At 34.8% G+C, this 20,869-nt stretch carries 20 protein-coding genes and 1 pseudogene; 8 read left to right on the top strand and 13 right to left on the bottom strand.

Annotated features, from left to right (window positions below):
• Positions 1-13 precede the first annotated feature (13 nt).
• Positions 14-1,024: an NAD-dependent epimerase/dehydratase family protein gene (locus DM447_RS17395; RefSeq protein ID WP_112182443.1), complete on the bottom strand. Its 1,011-nt coding sequence runs from the start codon at positions 1,022-1,024 to the stop codon at positions 14-16.
• 178 nt (positions 1,025-1,202) lie between these two features.
• Between DM447_RS17395 and DM447_RS17400 the strand changes: the two genes are divergently transcribed.
• The 6 genes and pseudogenes from DM447_RS17400 to DM447_RS17420 all read left to right on the top strand — a co-directional run bounded on the left by DM447_RS17400 (position 1,203) and on the right by DM447_RS17420 (position 5,363).
• Positions 1,203-1,640: an RrF2 family transcriptional regulator gene (locus DM447_RS17400; RefSeq protein ID WP_112182444.1), complete on the top strand. Its 438-nt coding sequence runs from the start codon at positions 1,203-1,205 to the stop codon at positions 1,638-1,640.
• Between the two features lie 239 nt (positions 1,641-1,879).
• Positions 1,880-1,993 (top strand): annotated as a pseudogene (locus tag DM447_RS18890) (TetR/AcrR family transcriptional regulator); the annotation flags it as partial.
• Between the two features lie 12 nt (positions 1,994-2,005).
• Positions 2,006-2,728: a hypothetical protein gene (locus DM447_RS17405; protein ID WP_232824075.1), complete on the top strand. Its 723-nt coding sequence runs from the start codon at positions 2,006-2,008 to the stop codon at positions 2,726-2,728.
• 3 nt (positions 2,729-2,731) lie between these two features.
• The gene (locus DM447_RS17410; RefSeq protein ID WP_112182445.1) at positions 2,732-4,195 is read left to right on the top strand and encodes an MDR family MFS transporter; all 1,464 of its coding nucleotides are present in this window, start codon (positions 2,732-2,734) and stop codon (positions 4,193-4,195) included.
• A gap of 190 nt (positions 4,196-4,385) precedes the next feature.
• Entirely contained in the window at positions 4,386-4,754 is a 369-nt protein-coding gene (locus DM447_RS17415) for a DoxX family protein (protein WP_112182446.1), read from the top strand.
• A 78-nt stretch (positions 4,755-4,832) separates the two neighbouring features.
• Entirely contained in the window at positions 4,833-5,363 is a 531-nt protein-coding gene (locus tag DM447_RS17420) for a DUF4269 domain-containing protein (protein WP_112182447.1), read from the top strand.
• Positions 5,364-5,429: 66 nt separating this feature from the next.
• On the opposite strand, the gene hmpA is transcribed toward DM447_RS17420, so the two are convergent.
• The 4 genes from hmpA to gltC all read right to left on the bottom strand — a co-directional run bounded on the left by hmpA (position 5,430) and on the right by gltC (position 8,877).
• Positions 5,430-6,653 carry an NO-inducible flavohemoprotein gene (gene hmpA / locus DM447_RS17425; protein WP_232824077.1) on the bottom strand — a complete coding sequence of 408 codons (1,224 nt, stop codon included), beginning with the start codon at positions 6,651-6,653 and terminating at the stop codon, positions 5,430-5,432.
• A 259-nt stretch (positions 6,654-6,912) separates the two neighbouring features.
• A complete protein-coding gene (locus tag DM447_RS17430; RefSeq protein ID WP_112182448.1) occupies positions 6,913-7,140 on the bottom strand; it encodes a hypothetical protein in 228 nt (75 codons plus the stop codon).
• Between the two features lie 295 nt (positions 7,141-7,435).
• Positions 7,436-7,666, bottom strand: coding sequence for a hypothetical protein (locus DM447_RS17435; protein ID WP_112182449.1), 231 nt, complete (start codon positions 7,664-7,666; stop codon positions 7,436-7,438).
• Between the two features lie 317 nt (positions 7,667-7,983).
• Positions 7,984-8,877, bottom strand: coding sequence for a glutamate biosynthesis transcriptional regulator GltC (gltC, locus tag DM447_RS17440; protein ID WP_112182450.1), 894 nt, complete (start codon positions 8,875-8,877; stop codon positions 7,984-7,986).
• Positions 8,878-9,022: 145 nt separating this feature from the next.
• Between gltC and gdhA the strand changes: the two genes are divergently transcribed.
• Positions 9,023-10,405 carry an NADP-specific glutamate dehydrogenase gene (gdhA, locus tag DM447_RS17445; RefSeq protein WP_112182451.1) on the top strand — a complete coding sequence of 461 codons (1,383 nt, stop codon included), beginning with the start codon at positions 9,023-9,025 and terminating at the stop codon, positions 10,403-10,405.
• Between the two features lie 65 nt (positions 10,406-10,470).
• Here gdhA and DM447_RS17450 read toward each other — a convergent pair whose 3' ends face one another.
• The 8 genes from DM447_RS17450 to DM447_RS17485 form a co-directional block, all read right to left on the bottom strand.
• Positions 10,471-11,088 (bottom strand): acetate uptake transporter, encoded by a 618-nt coding sequence (locus tag DM447_RS17450; RefSeq protein WP_112182452.1) that lies wholly within the window; start codon positions 11,086-11,088, stop codon positions 10,471-10,473.
• A 98-nt stretch (positions 11,089-11,186) separates the two neighbouring features.
• Positions 11,187-12,152, bottom strand: coding sequence for a homocysteine S-methyltransferase (gene mmuM, locus DM447_RS17455; protein ID WP_112182453.1), 966 nt, complete (start codon positions 12,150-12,152; stop codon positions 11,187-11,189).
• A 229-nt stretch (positions 12,153-12,381) separates the two neighbouring features.
• Positions 12,382-15,615: a DEAD/DEAH box helicase gene (locus DM447_RS17460; RefSeq protein WP_112182454.1), complete on the bottom strand. Its 3,234-nt coding sequence runs from the start codon at positions 15,613-15,615 to the stop codon at positions 12,382-12,384.
• A gap of 184 nt (positions 15,616-15,799) precedes the next feature.
• Positions 15,800-16,522 (bottom strand): EcsC family protein, encoded by a 723-nt coding sequence (locus tag DM447_RS17465; RefSeq protein WP_112182455.1) that lies wholly within the window; start codon positions 16,520-16,522, stop codon positions 15,800-15,802.
• Between the two features lie 82 nt (positions 16,523-16,604).
• Positions 16,605-16,895 carry a DUF202 domain-containing protein gene (locus DM447_RS17470; protein ID WP_112182456.1) on the bottom strand — a complete coding sequence of 97 codons (291 nt, stop codon included), beginning with the start codon at positions 16,893-16,895 and terminating at the stop codon, positions 16,605-16,607.
• Positions 16,896-16,974: 79 nt separating this feature from the next.
• On the bottom strand, positions 16,975-17,781 hold the full coding sequence (locus DM447_RS17475) for an ion transporter (RefSeq protein WP_112182457.1): 807 nt from the start codon (positions 17,779-17,781) through the stop codon (positions 16,975-16,977).
• A 25-nt stretch (positions 17,782-17,806) separates the two neighbouring features.
• Positions 17,807-18,244 (bottom strand): FixH family protein, encoded by a 438-nt coding sequence (locus DM447_RS17480; protein ID WP_112182458.1) that lies wholly within the window; start codon positions 18,242-18,244, stop codon positions 17,807-17,809.
• Between the two features lie 52 nt (positions 18,245-18,296).
• Positions 18,297-19,676, bottom strand: coding sequence for a PepSY-associated TM helix domain-containing protein (locus tag DM447_RS17485; protein ID WP_112182459.1), 1,380 nt, complete (start codon positions 19,674-19,676; stop codon positions 18,297-18,299).
• Positions 19,677-19,857: 181 nt separating this feature from the next.
• Here DM447_RS17485 and DM447_RS17490 point away from each other — a divergent pair, with 181 nt between their 5' ends.
• Entirely contained in the window at positions 19,858-20,706 is an 849-nt protein-coding gene (locus DM447_RS17490; RefSeq protein ID WP_232824079.1) for a methyl-accepting chemotaxis protein, read from the top strand.
• Positions 20,707-20,869: the final 163 nt, after the last annotated feature.

A 20,869-nucleotide genomic window follows, 5' to 3' on the forward strand; every position in this document is an offset into this window, starting at 1 on the left:
TGACGCTTTCTTTCTAGTTAATTTGCGCTAAGAACTCCTCATAGCTAGCTATCGCATAATCCATTTTTTCATTTAGGACATGGTCAATAGTTTGTAATTCTGGATTCTCTTCAAAATAAGCAATCGACTCTCGTATCCCTTGCTCAAAGTTAGTTGTTGCTTTATAACCTGGAACGAAGGATTTTATTTTGCTATTATCAACAACATAACTAGTAGAAGCATCCCCAAATAACGGCGCCTTAAACTCCGGCATAAAAAGAGATATAGATTCTGAAGTCATATGGATGATCCTTGGTTTAACACCAACAACCTTACCCAAAACAGCAAGATATTGATCCCATGTTTTCACCTCATCAGAAGTGATATGAAAGGCTTCCCCAATTGTTTCGCTATTCCCTAATAAACCAACTAAACCCTTTGCAAAATCGGTATTGTGCGTGATTGTCCATAAGGAGCTTCCATCACCAGGTACGATAATCTTTTTCCCGTTTATAATCCGATCGATCAATGTCCACGGATGAACACCGCTTGTAACAGCAAAAGGGATACTAGTATTTCCATATGTCTGTGAAGGTCGGACAATTGTCATTGGAAAGCCATTTTCACGAAGTTCCTGTCTTAACCTATCTTCACAGGCTATTTTTTCACTAGCATATTTCCACCATGGATTATGCTGTGGCGTTGATTCGTCGACCATATAGTGAAGCGGAGGTCGCTGATATGTAGCGACAGTACTAATGAATATATACTGTTCTGTTTTTCCAGTAAAGTAAGCAATATCTCGCTCGATATCTGCCTCTGTAAACACGATCCAGTTAACAACAACATCAAAATGGTGCTCATCTAATAATGTATTCATTTCCTTTCGGTTATTAATATCACCATAAATCACTTTAGCTCCTTCTGGTACAAAAGAGTTTCGATTCCCTCTATTTAATAAGTAAAGATCCACACCTTCTTCCACAGCCAGCTTGGAAACTTCTTTACTAATAAGCCCCGTTCCTCCAATAAATAATACTTTCATTTAATCGCTTCCTCTCAAACAGTGTTTATCTACGCTCCTATTCTATCACTTTTTGTAAGCGATTACTCTGTTTGTGTGTTTAAAAAGACTGAATAGTATGTTTTTAATCTTTTTATAAGACTTTTTATTAAAAATAAGATATGATTGCTAGTAAACATACGTTGGATAGGGTGATGAAATGCGCTTAAAAAAACATACAGACTATGCCTTGCGCGTTTTAATGCTGGCTGGGTCAAAAGAGGATAATGCGTTAACAAATATTAAAGAAATAGCAGACACCTATTCTATATCTGTAGAACATGTCCGAAAAGTTGTTTTTCAGCTCAACAAATTAGGGTTTATTCAAACTAGTAGAGGCAGAAATGGTGGATTAAAACTTGCACAAGACCCACAAGATATTAACATTGGAAAGGTTGTACGGTTGATGGAGGATGACTTTGTCATTCTAGAATGTTTTAACAGGGAGACCAATCAATGTATCCTCAGTCCGGCTTGTAAGTTAAAACACGCATTAAATAAAGCACTACTAGCATTTTTACAAGTACTAGATGACTACACACTAGCAGATGTGATTGAAAACCAAGTAGATTTAAGAAGTCTAATGGACTTCAGTTAATTGCGATCTATATCATGGAAAAGATCTCTTTTTACAATTAAATGAAGTAATAACCAAAGCTATCTTCTCCCAAATTGAAGAGAGGCTTTTTTATTTACGTGCTCTTTTCTTGACATTAGCTTAACTATTAATTATGATGGTTTTCATGAACATTGACCAATCGGTTACCTAAAATGACCGTTCGTTTATATTAGGAGGGGTGACCAATCGCAAAAAAACAAGAGCTAAAACAAATTGCCATTAAGTTATTTGCTGATCAAGGTTATCATCATACTTCTATTCAGCAAATTGCTAAAACTGCCAATATTTCTAAGGGCGCCTTCTACAACCATTTTGATTCCAAAGATCAATTATTTATTGAATTAATGAAAAATAATCATGAAGAATTATATCAAAAATTGGATTCACTTCACTTATCTACTTCGTTAACTAAAAAAGAAGTATTCACGAAGAAGTTAGAAATTGAGTTAGAACAAATCCACCGAGATCGCTCCTTTTTGTTAATAATGTTCAAAGAGTTTCCACACAAAAATGACGATGTCATGTCTAAAATAAATGAGGATTTTCGTATACGTTTAATTAAACGACATAAAGATGAACTTTTAGAAGTCTATGGTGAACGAATCAAAGCAACGGTTTGGGATTTAACGACTATTCTTGAAGGTATGATGAAAGAGTATATCTCACTCATTGTCTTTCAAGGTATAACGATCTCTATTAAAAAGCTCACCAAATTTATCGTTGCCCATATGGATACACTTGCTGAATCAATAGTAAATATGGAACCAATTCTAAACGAGGAACTGTTATGTAACTCAAATCGAACAAGTCATGTTTCAATAGCTGAACAGCTAGATGATATGCTCTCGATGCTAAAGCCTAAAGTGGAGAGATTAACCATTTCTGATAACGAAAAAGAGAAGTTATTGGATTGCTTAACTAACCTTCGAAAAGAATGTCAACAAGAGGTCCCTGCTTTATATCTAATAGAAGCATTGTCCTTATATTTAAAGACACAACCTGAATTAGAGAAAAAAATATTACAATTCGAAAAGTTAGTTCATAACTTGATCGAGGGGGAGAAATAATTTATGTCACAAGCAATAAAGCAAGATAAAGTAGAAAATGAAAAAATGGGAGCAATGTTAGCAGTAATGTTAATTGGTGCCTTTGTCGGTATCTTAAATGAAACGTTACTTGCAACTGCATTACCTAGTATTATGGTTGATTTAGATGTAACACAAAACAAGGTCCAATGGCTCACCACTGCCTTTCTATTAACAAACGGAATTATGATACCCATTACCGCCTTTTTAATTGAGACTTTTTCAACAAGGAAATTGTTTTTAACCGCTTTTACTGTTTTTGGAATAGGTACAACAATTAGTGCGTTCGCTCACACGTTTCCGGTATTATTAGCAGGTCGGATCGTGCAGGCTACTGGTTCTGGAATTATGTTACCACTTATGATGACAGTAATTTTAACTGTTATTCCTAAGGCACGACGTGGAGCAGCAATGGGTATGGCTGGAGTTGTCATTTCCTTTGGACCAGCAATCGGACCAACTTTATCAGGATTATTATTACAATACTACTCATGGCGTTCACTTTTTTATGTCGTATTACCCATCGTTATTTTAACAATTATTTTAGCTATCTTTTCGGTTAAAAACGTTACGAAAGTTACCAAACCCAAAATTGATATTCTATCAATTTTGTTATCTTCATTTGGTTTTGGTGGATTATTATATGGATTCAGTACTGCTGGAGAAAAAGGTTGGTCTAGTGAGATTGTAGTTATTTCTATTATAGCTGGGGCAGTCATTCTTGGACTATTCATATGGAGACAATTAAAATTAAAGACACCGTTGTTGCAATTTAGAGTATTTAAATTTAACATCTTCACATTATCACTTATTATCACCATGATTGTAATGATGTCGATGATTGGTGCCGAAATGATTTTACCTATGTATATACAGACATTACGAGGTTTCTCTCCACTTGATTCAGGGTTAATGTTACTCCCTGGTGCAATTGTAATGGGAATTATGTCTCCTATTACCGGTATGCTATTTGATAAATATGATGCAAGAGTACTTGCTGTACCTGGATTAACTATCGTAGCAGTTACGACATTTGTTTTTACCAACCTTTCAATGGATACACCATTAGTATTCATATCAACCATTTATGCAATTCGTATGTTTGGACTTGCAATGGCTATGATGCCTGTTATGACAGCTGGCTTAAATCAAATTCCAGATAGTTGGCATGCACATGGTTCAGCGATGGCTAACACAATGCAACAAGTTGCTGGTTCTATTGGAACAGCCATATTGTTCACTATATTATCAACTGGTATTTCTAATTATGAACCTGACATGTCAGCATTGGCAGAACTATCACAGAGTGAGGCAAAGTTACAACTGGCTAATGACGCTATGCTAAATGGTTATAATAACGCATTTCTATTTGCTTCTATTTTAGCAATTTTAGGTGTTATCATTGCTTTATTTATCAATGAAAAAGCTAGCAAAGCAGCCAAGAAGTAAATAACAATATGTAGCACCCACATTGTTTTACACGAATTGTGGGTGCTTTTATCTATATATATTTTCAATTCGGGCAGTCGCTTTCCGCAGGCAAGTCTTTTTGATAGATCGAGTAACCGGAAATCAAACAACATAAGGAGCATTTTAACTAAAACGCTAACAAAACAAGCTTTAACTAAAGGAGATCTATATGTATAAAATCATTGGTTTATATTTGTTCGCACTTTTATTTTTAATAGCTGGAATTGGCCATTTTCTTATGGCTGACTTTTTCCTTTCTGCCTTACCAGAGTGGACCCCGTTTCCCTATACTGTAATATATTTGTCTGGAATGGTCGAAATTTTACTAGCATTATTTTTACTATATCCAAATACAAGAAGGAAGACCGGAGTTTTGGCAACAGTATTCTTACTACTAGTATTTCCTGTTAATATTTATATGGCATTAACAGCAGAGCAATATACTAGTATCCCATCACTTGCACTATGGATAAGACTACCAATCCAATTTGTGTTAATTTGGTGGGTGCTAGCCGTAACGAAAGATAGAAAACGATAATTAGATATTGTAATTTATAGTTGATCAATTTTCTTCTCAAATAATTGTATTATCATTTTCGATGTAGGGGGAATCTATATGTTTGAGACAATCGGCTATTTAGAACGTGGCAATAAGAAACAGCACCTTGCCTATGAAGCGATAAATAGTCTAAGAATTATCAGAAACTTATCGGAATATAACCCAATCTTATGTGGTACCTTGCCGATTGGAATTGATATGGAGGATTCTGACTTAGATATTATTATGAAAGTTTTTGACCCAAACAAGTTTGAGAAAAAGGTAAAGTCTTTATATGGCGATAAAGAAAAGTTTTTATTTAAAAAGTCCGTGATTAGGAATATCAACGTTTCAAAAGCGAATTTCTTTTTTCAAGGATTTGAATTTGAGTTATTTGGTCAACCTCAATACGTAAAAAAACAACATGCTTATCTACATATGGTAATTGAAGACTTCTTAATGACTAACCATCCCTCTATAAAAGAAAAAGTGATATTACTTAAACGAAAGGGATATAAAACGGAGCCTGCATTTTGTGAAGTTCTAGGATTAGAAGGGGACCCCTATGAAGCACTTATAAACTTTGGTAAAAATAACAAAATTATTTAATAGAGAATGCACGCGCTGTTTTGAGTTGAACAAGAATATCATTAAACTCTTATTATAACTTATTATTTATTCAAGACTCCCAGCAGGACCAAAGAATTCAAAATGTATTTCTTCTTCCTCAACATTCCACTCTTTTAATGCTCGATTAATGACGCGCATGAATCCTTCTGGACCGCAGAAGTAAAATGAAGCTTGGTTTGTTGGAATAATAGATTGAAGCCAAGGTAAATCTACATATCCTTCTTTATCAAACTGGTCATCTTCCAACGGATTATCGTATACTACATAACTACTTACGTTACTGAACTTATCTGTAATATCTTTGACCGCATCTCTTAAACCGTGCACATTACTATTTTGTGTAGCATGAATAAAATAAATTGGTCGATTCGGTTGTTCTGCAACAGCTGTTTCTAACATGCTAACTAAAGGTGTTAATCCAACACCACCACTAATTAAGACGAGTGGTTTCTCGCTTTCTACTAGAAAAAAGTCCCCTGAAGGCGCACTCAAAGGAAGCGTATCACCTTCTTCTACTGTATCATGCAAATATGTTGATACAACACCATCTGGATTTCCATCTATTCCAGCTTCACGTTTAACACTTATTCTAAAATAATTATCGTTGGATTTACTAGACAAACTATATTGGCGCAAGAAGTTATAAGGTGCGCCCTCTTTTTCTATCTTGACTGTTATGTATTGCCCTGCTTGATAAAATGGTATAGATCCATTGTCACTTGGTTTCAAATAAAACGAGGTGATAACATCACTTTCTTTTACCTTTTTGATTACATTAAAGTCACGATATCCCTTCCATCCTCCTATTTTTTCTTCGTTTTCCTTATACATATCAACCTCAACTTGAATAAATACATCAGCAATAACACCATATGCTTCTCCCCATGCATTTATAATATCGTCTGTTGCAGCATCACCAAGAACCTCTTTTATCGCAGCTAATAAATTTTCACCTACAATCGGATAATGTTCAGGTAAAATGTTCAGACTTCTATGTTTATGAGCAATTTGTTTAACTGCTGGCAAAATAGCTTCTAGATTGTCAATATGAACAGCTGCAGCATAAACAGCACCCGCTAATGCTTTTAATTGTTTTCCCTTTTGTTGATTCGTTTGATTGAATATGTTTTTTAATTCTGGATGGTTTTCAAAAAGTCGTTGATAAAATCGGCTCGTAATACTTTCACCATGAACTTCAAGCACTGGTACTGTTGATTTCACAATTCGTATTGTTTTTTCATCTAAGATAGGTTGGTCTTGAATTGTCATACTAACTCCCCTTTTATACTTTATTGTTTAAAAAGTGTATTTTAAATACATCTTTAATTGTAATGAAAAGTAATATATCGATTCAATAGCAAATCAACGAAAGTAATGACAATTGTGTTACAAACCTTTTTAAAGAACCTCTAAAGGAGCCTCAGCTTAATGCCAGGCTCCCTTAGATCACCCTATTGGTAGTAGTTTAGACAAAAATATCTAGCATTTTGGCGCATGAAACGCCTTTACTGTAATAAAATAAAGAAGGTTATTCGGGTTTTGCTTGTTGCTGTTGTTCTTGAGCCATTATAGAACTTTGTACTTGGCTAACTGCAGTTTGTGCCTGTGCAAGTTCAGTTTGCGCTTGTTTAATTGCTTCTTTTGACATCGCTTGATCTGACGATGACTTTTCAATAGCTTGTGTTAATAGTTCTTTCGTCAATGCTGCACTACCTTTTGCTTGATCTAATTGATTTACATCAATTTGTTGTGGCATAAAGACTCTCCTCAAAAAAATTATTTTATTACTCTGGATATGATTATTAATGGATATTTTTCACAGAAGTATAAATTAGTGGTGAACGGATATGAAGAAAGTGAATTGTGCAGTAAATCAAGAAATTATCAGTGAATTTTCTTGCATATTTAACATTGAATCTATAACCAAAATATTCGATCTATATATTTCCACATCATATAGTGAACATAATCTCCAAGCTCTTTGGCATAATAAACATGTACTTTGTTAAAATAAAATGCAATAAAAAAGCCCCTCAATGAGGGGCTTACATTTAACAACATACTTCTTCTTTTTCCATATCAATTAACTCAGCACAATACGCTCCTGATAGGATTTTCGGCTGTAGTTCTGTTATATACACTTGAATATCTTCACGTTGGTTTTCTATATCAGTTAAGTTAAAGTAAACAAATCCATCCTCACTATGAAGAACAGTTAATAGTATTTCATCTTCAACCTTTGTTGTTGCTACAAGTCTACACGTTTCACATTTTGGTGCCATTTCAAATGAGATCGTAATCTCCTCCTGATAGTTGTTTTATAGAATTTTTTCAATCGCACTGTTAAAAATTCTAACATAGTATTTAGTACAAATAAAATGAGATTAGACCTGTAGAGCTTGCATATACGCTTATTTAAAACAGTGCAAAATGAATAAAACATCGATTCTTATAAATGATCAAAAATGCGCTAGTTTATAAGCAGTTGCTTAAAAATAACATCTTAGGAAAAACAGATGGCAAATTACGAAGCCAATATATACTTTTTAAACACCAAATTGGGCCGAGACAAATAAATTATAGTGTATATCAATTAATACTATTTATCATATGTCTCTAGTAAAAAGTTATAAAACAACTCTTCTGTCGGGAGTAACTTTCGTTGTGTTGGATAGATTACACCGACAGTTCTAGATAGATTTGAGTTACTTAATGGAACCATTATTGTTGATTGTGGTGTATTATCAATCAATGTCATTTCAGGCATTAACGCTACACCTAAACCAGCTGAAACTAGTCCTTTTAAAGCGTCAATATCTTTCCCTTCAAATGCAATTTTAGGTGAAAATCCTACTTTATTACACGCCTCGATAACCTGATCATGAAACACAAAACCTTCTGGAAGAACGACGAACGAATCATCTTTTAATTCTTCTAACTTGATAGATGTTCTATTTGCTAATGCGTGGTGAATAGGTACGAGTGCTATTATATTTTCTGTGAATAAAGTAGTCCCACTTATTCTTGTTTCCTGCTCCTTTAACGGCATCGGTGCAATCATTGCAAGATTGAAATCACCATGTACAACCCCATTTATTAAATCATAATAGAGCGCATTACTCATTTGAAATTTAGCCTCTGGATATCGCATACGAAAGGCATAGATAACCGATGGTAATGTATGGGCTGCCATACTGATTGGAAAGGCAATTCTAACAGTTCCACTTTCTGGATTCAGGTATTCTTTTACTTCTCTTTTTGCCTCTTCCATCATGTTTGTCGTTTTTATCATTCGCATTAAAAATATTTTACCTATTGGCGTTAATTTAACTCTTCTTCCATCACGTATAAAAAGATCTATCCCTAGCTCAGCTTCTAAATTAGATATCTGTCTACTAACGGAAGATTGTGCGACATGTAGTGCATCGGCAGCTTCTGTCATATGTTCTCTTTTAGCAACTTCCATGAAATAGTTGATTTGACGCATCTCCATAGATAACACCTCCAACAATCAATGCGTTAAACGCATTAACTTAATCGTTTCTTTATATTGTAACTATCAATCAATTAATTATAAAATTAATTGACAGTAAAAAGCAATTTACTGAATTTTAAAATAGTAATAGGAGCTGATTTATATCAAAGTAATTGAAAAAGTTGATGAAACCCAAATTCAAATCGTAAAGGATTACGTTAATCATAAATTTAAAATTGTCGAAGAGCGCAATGCAGGTGAATTAGAGTTCCAACAAGCTGTTAAAGAAGTCTTTGATTCATTAGTACCTGTACTTGTTAAAAATCCAGTATATATTAAACAGGGAATTCTAGAAAGAATAGTAGAGCCGGAACGATTAATTCACTTTAGAGTCCCATGGGTGGACGATGAGGGAAACGTAAAAGTAAATCGAGGATTTCGTGTTCAATTCAATAGCGCAATCGGTCCATATAAAGGTGGATTACGATTTCACCCTTCAGTAAACGCTAGCATTATTAAGTTTTTAGGATTTGAACAAATATTAAAAAACTCTTTAACTGGTCAACCAATCGGTGGCGGTAAAGGCGGTTCTGATTTTGATCCAAAAGGTAAATCAGATTTAGAAATTATGCGCTTCTGTCAAAGTTTCATGACAGAGCTAAGTAAACATATCGGACCAGATACTGACGTACCAGCTGGTGATATAGGTGTTGGAGCGAGAGAAATTGGTTATATGTTTGGTCAATACAAAAAATTACGCGGTGCTTACGAGGCTGGTGTTTTAACCGGGAAGGGCATCAATTATGGTGGAAGCTTAGGCCGAACAGAAGCAACAGGATATGGCTTGGTTTATTTTGTCGACGAAATGTTAAAAGGTAAAGGATTAAGCTTTAACAATAACACTGTTGTTATATCTGGTTCAGGTAATGTATCAATTTATGCTATGCAAAAAGCAATACAATTAGGTGCAAAAGTTGTTGCATGTAGTGATTCAAGTGGCTATATATATCACAAGAGTGGTATAAATCTAGATACGGTCAAGCAATTAAAAGAAGTCGAAAGCAAGAGAATATCCGAATATGTTGCCATTCATCCGGACGCTATCTATGTAGAGGGATGCGCAGGAATTTGGTCACTTCCATGTGATATTGCTTTACCATGTGCAACACAAAATGAACTTGATAAAGAGGCAGCGAATCTCCTACTATCAAATGGTGTAAAAGCGGTTGGAGAAGGTGCAAATATGCCTTCCACACAAGAAGCAATTGATCTATTTATTGATCAAGGCGTTCTATTTGGACCTGCTAAAGCTGCAAATGCTGGTGGTGTTTCTGTATCCGCATTAGAAATGGCACAAAATAGTGCCAGATTAGCTTGGACAGCACAAGAAGTCGATACGAAATTGCAAGAAATAATGAAAAACATCTATCGTGAATGCGTTAAATCTTCAGAAGAATATGGTGCTCCAGGTAATCTCGTTGTTGGTGCCAACATAGCTGGATTTGTTAAAGTAGCCGATGCAATGGTTTCACAAGGGGTAGTATAAAATAACCGTATCGATAATAAAAAAGATGATTCCTATTACGCAGGAATCATCTTTTTTACTTTTATTTATTTTTTAAAAATCCCAAATGGCTTTCCTATCGGTAAGAATACATATCCAAAATGTTTGTTTAACACGATTGCACCTGCACCGTAGAAGGATAGTAAGGCAATACACATTTCTGATACTGCAGCTAACATATGTGTCACCTCATACATAACACCAAATGTACTTAAAGATAAGCCGATAAATAAGAAGTCTATAAAGACGAAGATAAAGAATAGAACTTTATGTGTTTCCATAGCTCCAATTGTCAAAAAGAGACATAGGATTAAATAACCTATAAATGCGAACCCAAATTGTTTAGGATCTGCATTTGCTGCCAATGTTTCTCCGAATACACCTAATTGCATTAGCCACGTTGTGCCGACACCAAACCAAAATAGGCCAAATGCGCCAAATGCCGTAGTTCCAAAAATATTATTATGCTTGGCATCTTGAACAGCAGCAAATAATTGTGCTAGTCCACCTAAGAAAAATGCCCAAGGTAAAATCAATGCTAGTCCTTCTGTTAATCCTAATTTCTGCGATGATGCTACAAACGTTACCATTGCAAGACCAAATAGGCCAAGGGCAGATGGATCTGCTGTTGCGATTTTTACTTCTGTCAATTTCTGAGTCTCCATTGTATCCTCCTTAAAATAAAACATACTTTAGTAATTTACCGAATAAAGACTGTTGTGTCAATCCCTAATTAGTTTTTGCATTATTAAATCTGGTTACTTTAGCTATCCGATAGTTCAACAGAAGGACGCCATCTCTTTGAGAGCTCTGTAATATGATGTGGCGTTGTTCTACAACACCCACCAATTATACGTGCTCCAGCTTTAAACCACTCTTCCGATTTCACATCAAATCTATCAGCTGACTTCAGTCCATGCCATTTGTTTGTTTTCGGATCGTAGGTTTCACCAGAGTTTGGATAAACAACAATTGGTTTTTTTGTGTATGAAGCTATGTTCGTGATTGCTTCTGTAGTAATAGAAACTGGCAAACAGTTCATACCAATTGCGACTATTTGCTTATTCTCCTCTAGCACATTTACACATTCCTCTAACAAACTGCCATCACTGATTTCTTTTTCATTTTTCACAGTAAAAGTTAACCATGCATATGTATGTGGAAACTCTGTTACTAAGCGGCTTATTACTTTTGCTTCTTGTAGAGATGGTATTGTTTCAAATGCTATTAGGTCAGCTCCCGCTTCAATTAGTGCATGCATCCTAGCCCGATGAAATATTTCTAATGTTTCATCTGTCACACCGTAATTACCAACATACTCCGATCCATCTGCAAGGAATGCCCCATATGGTCCAACGGAGGCTGCAACAAGTGGTTTCGGTCGTTTCTTTTGCGCTCCTTCTTCTCGCCAAAAGTTATCTCTGGCTCTTCTTGCAAGGTAAACTGTTTTCTTTATTAACTCCAGTGCGTCATATTCATCTATCCCACGCTTTACAAAGGCATCAACCGTTGCCTGATAGCTTGCTGTTATTGCGCAATCCGCTCCTGCATGAAAATAATCAAGGTGGACTTGATAAATTAACTCAGGGTTCTCAAGTAGTACACGTGCAGACCATAGCGGATCATCTAGATTACAGCCACGTATTTCAAGCTCTGTTGCTAAAGCACCATCTAAAATCATTATCTCGTGATCTTGGAGAATCGCCTCAATTGGATTATTAATCAACATCCAGCATACCTCTTTTCTATCTATTACTAGTCTCTAATATATTTTGCATTTTATCCGTATATCCGATTTATAGTCAAAATGTTAAATAGTTACCTTTACAACTAAAACTATTAGTTCTTTTATTTTAATTTTTTCATACAAAAATGATCTATACGTTTGCCGTATATATCATTGAATTCCACTTTAAAAACGGAGAGGCTTTTTAGCTACCTCTCCTTTTATTTTACTTTTATATACTCAACAGTTCTCTAATATCGTCTTCCGATATACTCGATAGCATCGTATCACCTGGTTGAATAACTTTTTCAATCAGTTCTTTTTTGCGCTGTTGAAGCTTTTCAATTTTTTCCTCAATTGTTCCTTTGGTTATTAAACGAATGACTTGCACAACATTCTTTTGTCCCATACGATGAGCCCTTCCTGCAGCTTGATCTTCCACAGCAGGATTCCACCATAGGTCATACAAGATTACCGTGTCTGCACCAGTTAAGTTTAGTCCAGTTCCACCAGCCTTTAACGAGATAAGAAATATATCATTCTCACCTTGGTTAAATCGTTCAACCATCTCAACCCGTTCTTTAGAAGGTGTGTGGCCATCAATATAAAAGAAGCCAATCCCTTGTCTCGTAAGCTCTTCCCTTATAATGTGAAGCATACTAGTGAATTGAGAGAAAATTAACATCCGCTTTTTATTCTCTAAGGCATTACCTACAATGTCTATTAATTGTTCCAATTTACCCGATGAACCTTGGTAATTCTCGATAAATAAAGATGGATGACAACATAATTGCCGTAGACGTGTCAAACCAGCTAATATTTTAATCCGACTCTTATTTAATCCTTCATCCATTAGTGATTGCTTTGTTTCCCTTTGGATTCTTTCTAAATAAGCGAGATACAATTCTTTTTGTTCCACAGTTAACTCAGATACATGTGTGGATTCAATTTTGTCAGGAAGCTCTTTTAAAACATCCTTCTTTAAACGTCTTAATATAAATGGACGTGACATTTTGGAGATCTTTTCTGGTGAAAGTTTACGAAACAATGCATGCGTCGGGAAAAATCCTGGCAAAATCGCCTCGAAGATTGCCCACAGTTCATCTAAAGAGTTTTCAATTGGTGTACCACTTAAAGCAAAACGTTTATGTGCACGAATAGTTCGAACTGCTTTGGATGTTTTGGTTGCAGCATTTTTAACTGCTTGTGCCTCATCTAAGAAAAAAGAGCTAAATTGAACATCTTTATACCAATCAAGATCATGTCTTAACATGGGATAAGACGTGATAAAAACATCCGGCGCAACTTTTCTCTCCAAAATTGCTGCACGCTCAATCGGTGTCCCGATCACCACTTCTACATCAAGATCAGGAGCAAACTTGTCGAATTCCATTTTCCAATTGTAAACAAGTGAGGCTGGCGCTACAATTAAAGCTGGGTTTGTTTCTTTTAACTCTTCTTTTTCAGATAGCAAGAAAGCGATCCCTTGAACGGTTTTACCTAAGCCCATATCATCTGCAAGAATACCACCTAACGAATAGTGTGCTAAAGTTTTTAACCACTGAAATCCGATTTCCTGGTAATCTCTAAGTTCTGCTTGTAAGTTCGCTGGAATTTCAAAGTCTAATTCATCCGGATTTTTTAATGTTTGGATAAGGTGACGGAACTGTTTCCCAATTCGTACCTTATTCTTGTTTCCTTCATTGATAATATCGTCAACTTGCAAAGCGCGATAAACTGGAAGTTGTAAGGAACCTGACCGAATATCCGTTTCATTTGTATTTAATTCAGAATACAGCTGTCTTATATGTTGAAACTGTTCATTACCCTCTATTGAGACGAATATTCCATTTGGAAGACGATAGTAGTTTTTCTTTTCAATGACAGAGTCTAAAATATTTTGAATATGTTCTTGTCCGATGTCCTTCATATCAAAACTAACTTCAAGTAAGCTTCCATCACGATTAAAATCAAATGTTGTCTCTGGTGCTTGGCTTTCTGGTAAAAGAAGGTCCTTTACTGCATTTGTTAGGAATATATCTGCTTTATCCTCTAGGAAAGGAACGGATCGGTATAGAAAATTATAAATTTCCTCTTCACCTTCGACATAGAGTTTTTTTCCATTATATTTTAATAACGCACTTTCTATAACAGACATAATTTGTTGCTCTTTCCGTGTATCTCGAATCATTAATTCCTTTGTTTCATCCATATCTGGTTCAGTCTCATTAAATGGATTAATTATTTTATCACCATAGTGATATTCTAAGTCTACTAGTAAAGTATCTTCTTCTCGATCAATTAATAGTTTCGTTTTTAATGGGTATTGGATAATTTGATTCGAAATTTGGTCTGCAATCTCTATCTGACCTACCTTTTTCATTTCAGGTATTACAATAGATAGAAAGGACTCAATCTGATCAGAAGAGATCGTAATATATTGTTCTTCATTTACGGTCGGTACAGTTGGAAGCAATCCAGAAGAAATCTCTAATAAGATATTTTGTTGCTCGGTAGTTAACTTATAAAGATAATTGTCCTTTAAGACATAATTGTAAAGCTCAAAAAACGACATATCTATCATTTCCGTAATATCTAAATGAAATTCTTCCTCTGCACCTTTATCCAACTTGAAATGAAATGGTAGATCTTTATCAATAAGCTCTATCTGGTTATAGACTTGATCCCCATTCTCAAATGTGTATGTAGTATGTAGTATTTTTGACAAAAATTCATCCACAACCATTGGCGGAATATATACAACACGGTCTTCTTTTCGATAGGAAAAATAGGGATCCATATAAGCTTCTTCGTTTCGACTTACATCTATTAATAAATGGATCAAATCTAAATCTTCTTGTTTAAAAACTTGTTCCATTGGTTCATACGTATAGTTATCGGTAAAATAATAATTTCTTTGTTGCTCAACAGCTTTTAGAAACTGTTTCAAATCTTTCACAACATAGGTTCGTTTTATACCTATTTTTAATTCCAGTGTCCATAAACTTGATGATCGGTACATTGTTTTCACAATAAACTCAACATGCACCTGATGCTTGTTTATATGTTCTTGCGTATAGCCTTCTGATTGATAAAAGTTTGAAAAGGTATTAATAAAGTGGTTAACCATCTTCTGTTGTACCCTTTTTTGTTTGTTTTCATCAGGCAGATAACTGCGATTCCCCTGTCTTCTTTCTATTTCTAATAGGCAAGCAACGATATGTTTACATTCGCCATATTCCGAAGAGGCTAAACACTCACACTCATACGCCATATCGTTTTCGTTTAGCTGAATACTAACAGCATATTCATCACTTCCAACAATTTTGCCGTGCCATTTATTCTGGTTTTTTTCATAATAGAGATGTCGAATATGTCCGTTATTAAAATAGGCTTGTCCTTGACGGTAAATCGGTTCAGAAAATGATTCTTGTATCTTGTTTTTTAAAATAGGAAAACTTCTCATATTTCATCAACTTTCTGTTCTCTAAATTTTTGCTTATCCCTTCATTATACACACGTTATGGAAATTTATAGTCAAAACAAAGAAAAAGGTTATACAATAATTACTATTTATATATGTTGCATAGATGGTCAGTGATTTAAATGCTCAGCTTTAAGTCTAACTCTTACCTTCTTTTCATTTAAACCTAACCATTCAATTGTTTTGCCGCTAAAAATCGTATGCGATAAGCATTCATTGCTGTCTCACCTAACGTGTCAAAGAGATTGTGATTCGCATATGCCCCGACAATTGCTCCAAAACCTGGAATCAGTTGCAACAATTTAACTAAATCAATATAGTCTCGATACTCTTGTTGAAAAACTTGCCAATCCATATCAACGAGCGTTTCTTTTTTTTCTTCCCAATTCTCAATAATAGCGAGCGTTTCTCTACGCTTATCATCACTAGAAAAAGCCAATTGAAAGACATGGAGTATGAATAAACGTTCTTCATACTTATTCGCATCATATCCATAAACGGCAGCAGCATCAAATAGAAACTTCATTTTAATTGACAATAACAAAGGAAAATCAGCGAGACCTAAAAAGATACCACCAGCACCCGTACCAGCACCTTCAACCACCGCTGTTTTTCGATAAGTAATAAGTTTTTCCTTTAAAAGTTCATCCCGTTCATACAGACTTTTATCATTTAATTGTTTTTTATTCGTAATCATATTGGAACCAACTAAAGTTGCCTTAACCATATTCTTAATACTATTGGTAATAATCTTATGCGCCTTTTCTGGAATCAACCCATTTATTTTTGTTTGGGCTTTTTTTGATAGTTGATTAAATAGACCTGAACGCTTCAATACCTTACTACGCCAAATAATTAAATCCTCACGTACCTTTTCTTGATATTCCATCTTAATATGCCACTCCTTTTTACGCACTATTTTAATACGTTTCAAGTAAAAAATGAGTCGACTTTCATTTTAACACGCTTAGCTATTTATCAATTTTACACATTGCATTTTTAATTAGCCTTTTTGAACGATAATAACTATAAATTCCGATCACCAAAATCATAACTCCAAAAAATATTGCGCTATATGCTATAATTTCTAACTTTACATTCTGATCAAAGAATTCGATAAGTGCTGCTGCAGTTGCAAAGAATGCCAATGATGTACGGATAAAGGCTAGTATCGTTCGATCATTAGCTAGTTTTGTTCTTTCCATAGCAAGTAAATCACCTACAGAAGCTACATTTTTCAACGAATCATTACTTCCACCCATTTTAACTACACCTCACTTAAAAAATATCTATCTTAATAATTATTGCCATCATAGGGTAACTCCATTCCCTACAGCAATTTTAATTGTCTTTATTTAACTTATGAACCTCTAGCATTAATTGCTTCATTTCTTTTATATCCTGCTTCATTTCTTGATTTTCTTCATATAAACGTTCGAGCTGTTTATCACGATTACTATCATCCTCTTGACCTAAATAACTTAGGATAACAGCTACAACAAGATTTAATATAACCAACGCACCAATGATGATAAAGGATACAAAGTAAGTCCAAGCCCATGGCATTTCATTAACGATTGGTCTAGCAACCTGGCTTGCCCATGATTCAAATGTAACAACTTGTAATAATGTAAAAAGCGATTCATGGAAGCTACCGAAAAATTCTGCTGGAAGCACTTCACTATATAATGTTGTTCCTATAATCGCGTATATCGAAAAAATCAAAAAAGATAACCCTAAAATCCCCGTTAAGGCAGGAATCGATTTCATTAAAGCGTCAACTATTTTTCGTAAAGCCGGTATGGCAGGAATCATTCTTAATAAACGTAATACCCTTAATAATCTAATTACACTTACGAAATTGGTTGCATAGAAAAGTAAACTTGCTGCCACAATTAAGAAGTCAAATATGTTCCAACCTTTAGAGAAGTAACCCTTAACACCAAGCCCAGCTACTTTTAAGACTAATTCTATGACAAAGATCCAAACGATTACTCTATCTAAGAGTTGGAGTAGATCATTACCCCTAAAGTATGTCTCAGCTATTATAACAAGTCCGTTAAATACAATAATACCAATTATGATCGCTTGGAAGCTCTTACTATCTACCAACTGTTTTAATTTACTTCGAAGCAGATTATTCATCATTTTATCACCCTCATTTCACATATATTTAATGATGATGCTCTGTTTCCTCACTCGCCGGGCTTTCTTCTAACGAATCTAACATAGCATCTGTAAGTGTCCCTACTATTAATTGCCTTCGCGGTGTAATAATAGATTCATTATTTTCTGCGTGTACTTCTAAATAATAGAGACCATCCTGTTTAAAACTGACCGTTCTTCTATATATTCCCTTTCCGATTTCTATAGCTTCTTCCATCGAGGCTATTATAGTAGCATTTTTGTCGGTAATTTCAAAATGGACAAGGTCCGCACTCTCGACTACTTGATCATTTTGGGTTAATAGTACTTCCATTATAACCTCATCACCTACCGAGATAGTTGTAGGGAGATGAAATTCTATTTCTAATGGCTCCTCTTTTAAATATAAATTCTCCGCATCGCTGCGAACGGAACAAGCACTAATCATTAAAATACTAATGAGCAAAATTGAATTCCTTTGAAGATTTTTCAGAACAAACACCACCTTTTCAAGTCATTTATGCATTAAAGTATTTTTTTAGACGAGCTATTCTTTGAATAATAAGCCAATCTATTAACCAAACGAGAATGATAGATATACCAACAAGTGGGAAAACCACTCCCAATAACACCATTACTGGTAAAAATGTTTTCTTTCTTCTTATCAAAGGTGCAGCAGGGGCACCCAAACCCTTTTCTGGTTTTCGCTTCCACCATAAATAGATACCACTAATCACTACAAAAACGACACCTAAACAAATGAAAAGACTAATTAGTTGGTTTATTAAACCGAACTGGGAACCTTTGTGAAGGGTAATTCCTAATGCTACTACCTTACCAATAAATCCATAGTTATCATATCGATAATCAGCTAGGATTGCTCCCGTATATTGATCAATATGCATCGTTGCTTCATCTTGGGCTTTTGGTGGAAATACAGAGAGGGTATACACGCCCTCCTCATCTTGTGGAATATATACGGCGTATGTAGGATAAATATTTTCTTCTTCTGCGATTTCTACAACTCTATCAATCGATAGCGGAAGCACCGCTTGTATACTTGAAACTGGTACATCTAGATTCTCAGCTGCCCATGGTACTTCTACTACATTTTCCGTTTCTATATTTGACGCTGGTACTTCACCAACCCAAATAGAAGGTGGATAGCCTTCACCTGTATTTGTAATAATAGACTGAAAGTTTTCTCCCCAAAAACCTGACCAAGGTAGGCCTGTCATAATCAAGAATAGCAAGCCGCCAGTTAACCAAAAGGCAGGCACAACATGTAAATCTCTTCGCAATATTTTTTTACCTTTATTAAAACGTGGGAAAAATATACCGGTTAAATTCTTTCTTTTTTTCGGGAACCACAAATAAAAGCCAGTTACAATTAGCACAATAGCCCAGCAAGCAGCTAATTCTACCAAGCGATCTCCCCATGTCCCAGCCATCAATTCACCGTGTATTTCTTCTATTTTATCCATAATTCGATCATCATTATTTAATTCACCAATTGTTTTTCCTGTGTAAGGATTTATGAATACTGTTAAGGATTCATTATTCAAATTGATTGTCACTTCACTCGACCTTCTATCATCTTCACCAGGACGATACTGCGTGACAACCGCATCTGGATACAAGTCCTTTACTTCTTCAATTTGTAAAGAAGGAGCTACTTCTTCTCCTTCTGGCACTACTTCATAATAATCCTGATAAATAACAGCTTCAATCTCAGCTTTAAACAAATAAATCGAACCTGTTATAGCTAGTAAAACTAGAATAGGAGCAAAAATAATACCAGCATAAAAGTGCCATCTCCAGATAGTTTTATATAGACCTTTATCGGTTTTTCTTCCTATTTGCTTTTTTTGTGCATCTATTCTTTTATCTATTCTCATTTTTATTCTCCCTTTTTTATTGCTAACCAATTATAAACGGTTCTATCAAAAACGGCAAAACTAGCCAAGGGTTTATATGATAGTCTTTCATTTGTAAACGATTTACATTGTTCAATAAGCCATATTTATTATATACTATACTAAATACTAGGCATGCACAGAAAAGGATGATATTTTAAAATTGACTCATACAGAATCGACACATTTTAAGCACGAAGACATAACTATCTTAGATAAATATTTAGATGTAATTCCTATGTTTCATACTATGTTCCCAAAAATGGCAATCGGTGTAACAAACCTAGAAGAATGGCTTGCTTATTATCCAGGCGAAAAAGTCGATTTAGGTGTTAAAAAAGGACAAAAGATTGATCCAAATGAACCTTTAGCAGATTGCTTGAAAAATAATAAAGTAATTAAAGATGTTATCCCTGAAGACTTTTATGGCTTTCATTTCACGGGAATGGCGAATCCAATATTAGAAAATGGGAAAGTAATAGGGGCCATTGCAATTCAAGTACAAGAGCAAAACGAAAGAGAGTTACGAAAAATATCAGAGCAAATCGTCACATCATTAACGCAGGCAAATGATCGTGTAACAACTATATCGCAAAGCGCTAATGGACTGTCTGAGCTAAGTAATACGCTGCTCAATCAGTCTAATCATACAAACGAAGAAATGAAGAAAACAGGAGAAGTAATAAATTTTATTAATAAAATTGCTTCTCAAACCAATCTACTAGGTGTAAATGCAGCAATTGAAGCAGCACATGCAGGTGACAAGGGGAATGGTTTTGGAATTATCGCGAAAGAAATTCGCAAGTTATCAGAAGAAACGATCACTTCGACAGAAAAGATTAAAAATGTTCTAGAAAATACGCAAAAATCAGTAGATGAAATTACCGTTTCTATTGATAAAATGGTAGCATTCGGGAAAAATCAAGCTAACTCAACGACAGAAATTTCTGCTTTCATTGATGAAATTGAAGCAATGAGTAAAAAGCTTAATAAATACGCATCTGATTTATAAAAAACGGATAGGATTAAAGTCTAGATTACTAGATTTTAATCCTATCCATTTATTTTAGGTTGTTTTTGCGAACTACTTAAGTTCATAATAATTAAAGTACACTGATATAATCAAACCAATAAAAGAACCCTTTAGCTACATATTGTAACTAAAGGGTTCTTTT

This window comes from Paraliobacillus zengyii, assembly GCF_003268595.1.
GTDB lineage: Bacteria > Bacillota > Bacilli > Bacillales > Amphibacillaceae > Paraliobacillus_A > Paraliobacillus_A zengyii.

Excerpts from the sequence above, each read along its gene's own strand:
- DM447_RS17395 (WP_112182443.1), bottom strand. The coding sequence starts at position 1,024 with ATGAAAGTATTATTTATTGGAGGAACGGGGCTTATTAGTAAAGAAGTT.
- DM447_RS17400 (WP_112182444.1), top strand. The coding sequence starts at position 1,203 with ATGCGCTTAAAAAAACATACAGACTATGCCTTGCGCGTTTTAATGCTG.
- DM447_RS17405 (WP_232824075.1), top strand. The coding sequence starts at position 2,006 with ATGAAAAATAATCATGAAGAATTATATCAAAAATTGGATTCACTTCAC.
- DM447_RS17410 (WP_112182445.1), top strand. The coding sequence starts at position 2,732 with ATGTCACAAGCAATAAAGCAAGATAAAGTAGAAAATGAAAAAATGGGA.
- DM447_RS17415 (WP_112182446.1), top strand. The coding sequence starts at position 4,386 with ATGTATAAAATCATTGGTTTATATTTGTTCGCACTTTTATTTTTAATA.
- DM447_RS17420 (WP_112182447.1), top strand. The coding sequence starts at position 4,833 with ATGTTTGAGACAATCGGCTATTTAGAACGTGGCAATAAGAAACAGCAC.
- hmpA (WP_232824077.1), bottom strand. The coding sequence starts at position 6,653 with ATGACAATTCAAGACCAACCTATCTTAGATGAAAAAACAATACGAATT.
- DM447_RS17430 (WP_112182448.1), bottom strand. The coding sequence starts at position 7,140 with ATGCCACAACAAATTGATGTAAATCAATTAGATCAAGCAAAAGGTAGT.
- DM447_RS17435 (WP_112182449.1), bottom strand. The coding sequence starts at position 7,666 with ATGGCACCAAAATGTGAAACGTGTAGACTTGTAGCAACAACAAAGGTT.
- gltC (WP_112182450.1), bottom strand. The coding sequence starts at position 8,877 with ATGGAGATGCGTCAAATCAACTATTTCATGGAAGTTGCTAAAAGAGAA.
- DM447_RS17450 (WP_112182452.1), bottom strand. The coding sequence starts at position 11,088 with ATGGAGACTCAGAAATTGACAGAAGTAAAAATCGCAACAGCAGATCCA.
- mmuM (WP_112182453.1), bottom strand. The coding sequence starts at position 12,152 with ATGTTGATTAATAATCCAATTGAGGCGATTCTCCAAGATCACGAGATA.
- DM447_RS17460 (WP_112182454.1), bottom strand. The coding sequence starts at position 15,615 with ATGAGAAGTTTTCCTATTTTAAAAAACAAGATACAAGAATCATTTTCT.
- DM447_RS17465 (WP_112182455.1), bottom strand. The coding sequence starts at position 16,522 with ATGGAATATCAAGAAAAGGTACGTGAGGATTTAATTATTTGGCGTAGT.
- DM447_RS17470 (WP_112182456.1), bottom strand. The coding sequence starts at position 16,895 with ATGGGTGGAAGTAATGATTCGTTGAAAAATGTAGCTTCTGTAGGTGAT.
- DM447_RS17475 (WP_112182457.1), bottom strand. The coding sequence starts at position 17,781 with ATGATGAATAATCTGCTTCGAAGTAAATTAAAACAGTTGGTAGATAGT.
- DM447_RS17485 (WP_112182459.1), bottom strand. The coding sequence starts at position 19,676 with ATGAGAATAGATAAAAGAATAGATGCACAAAAAAAGCAAATAGGAAGA.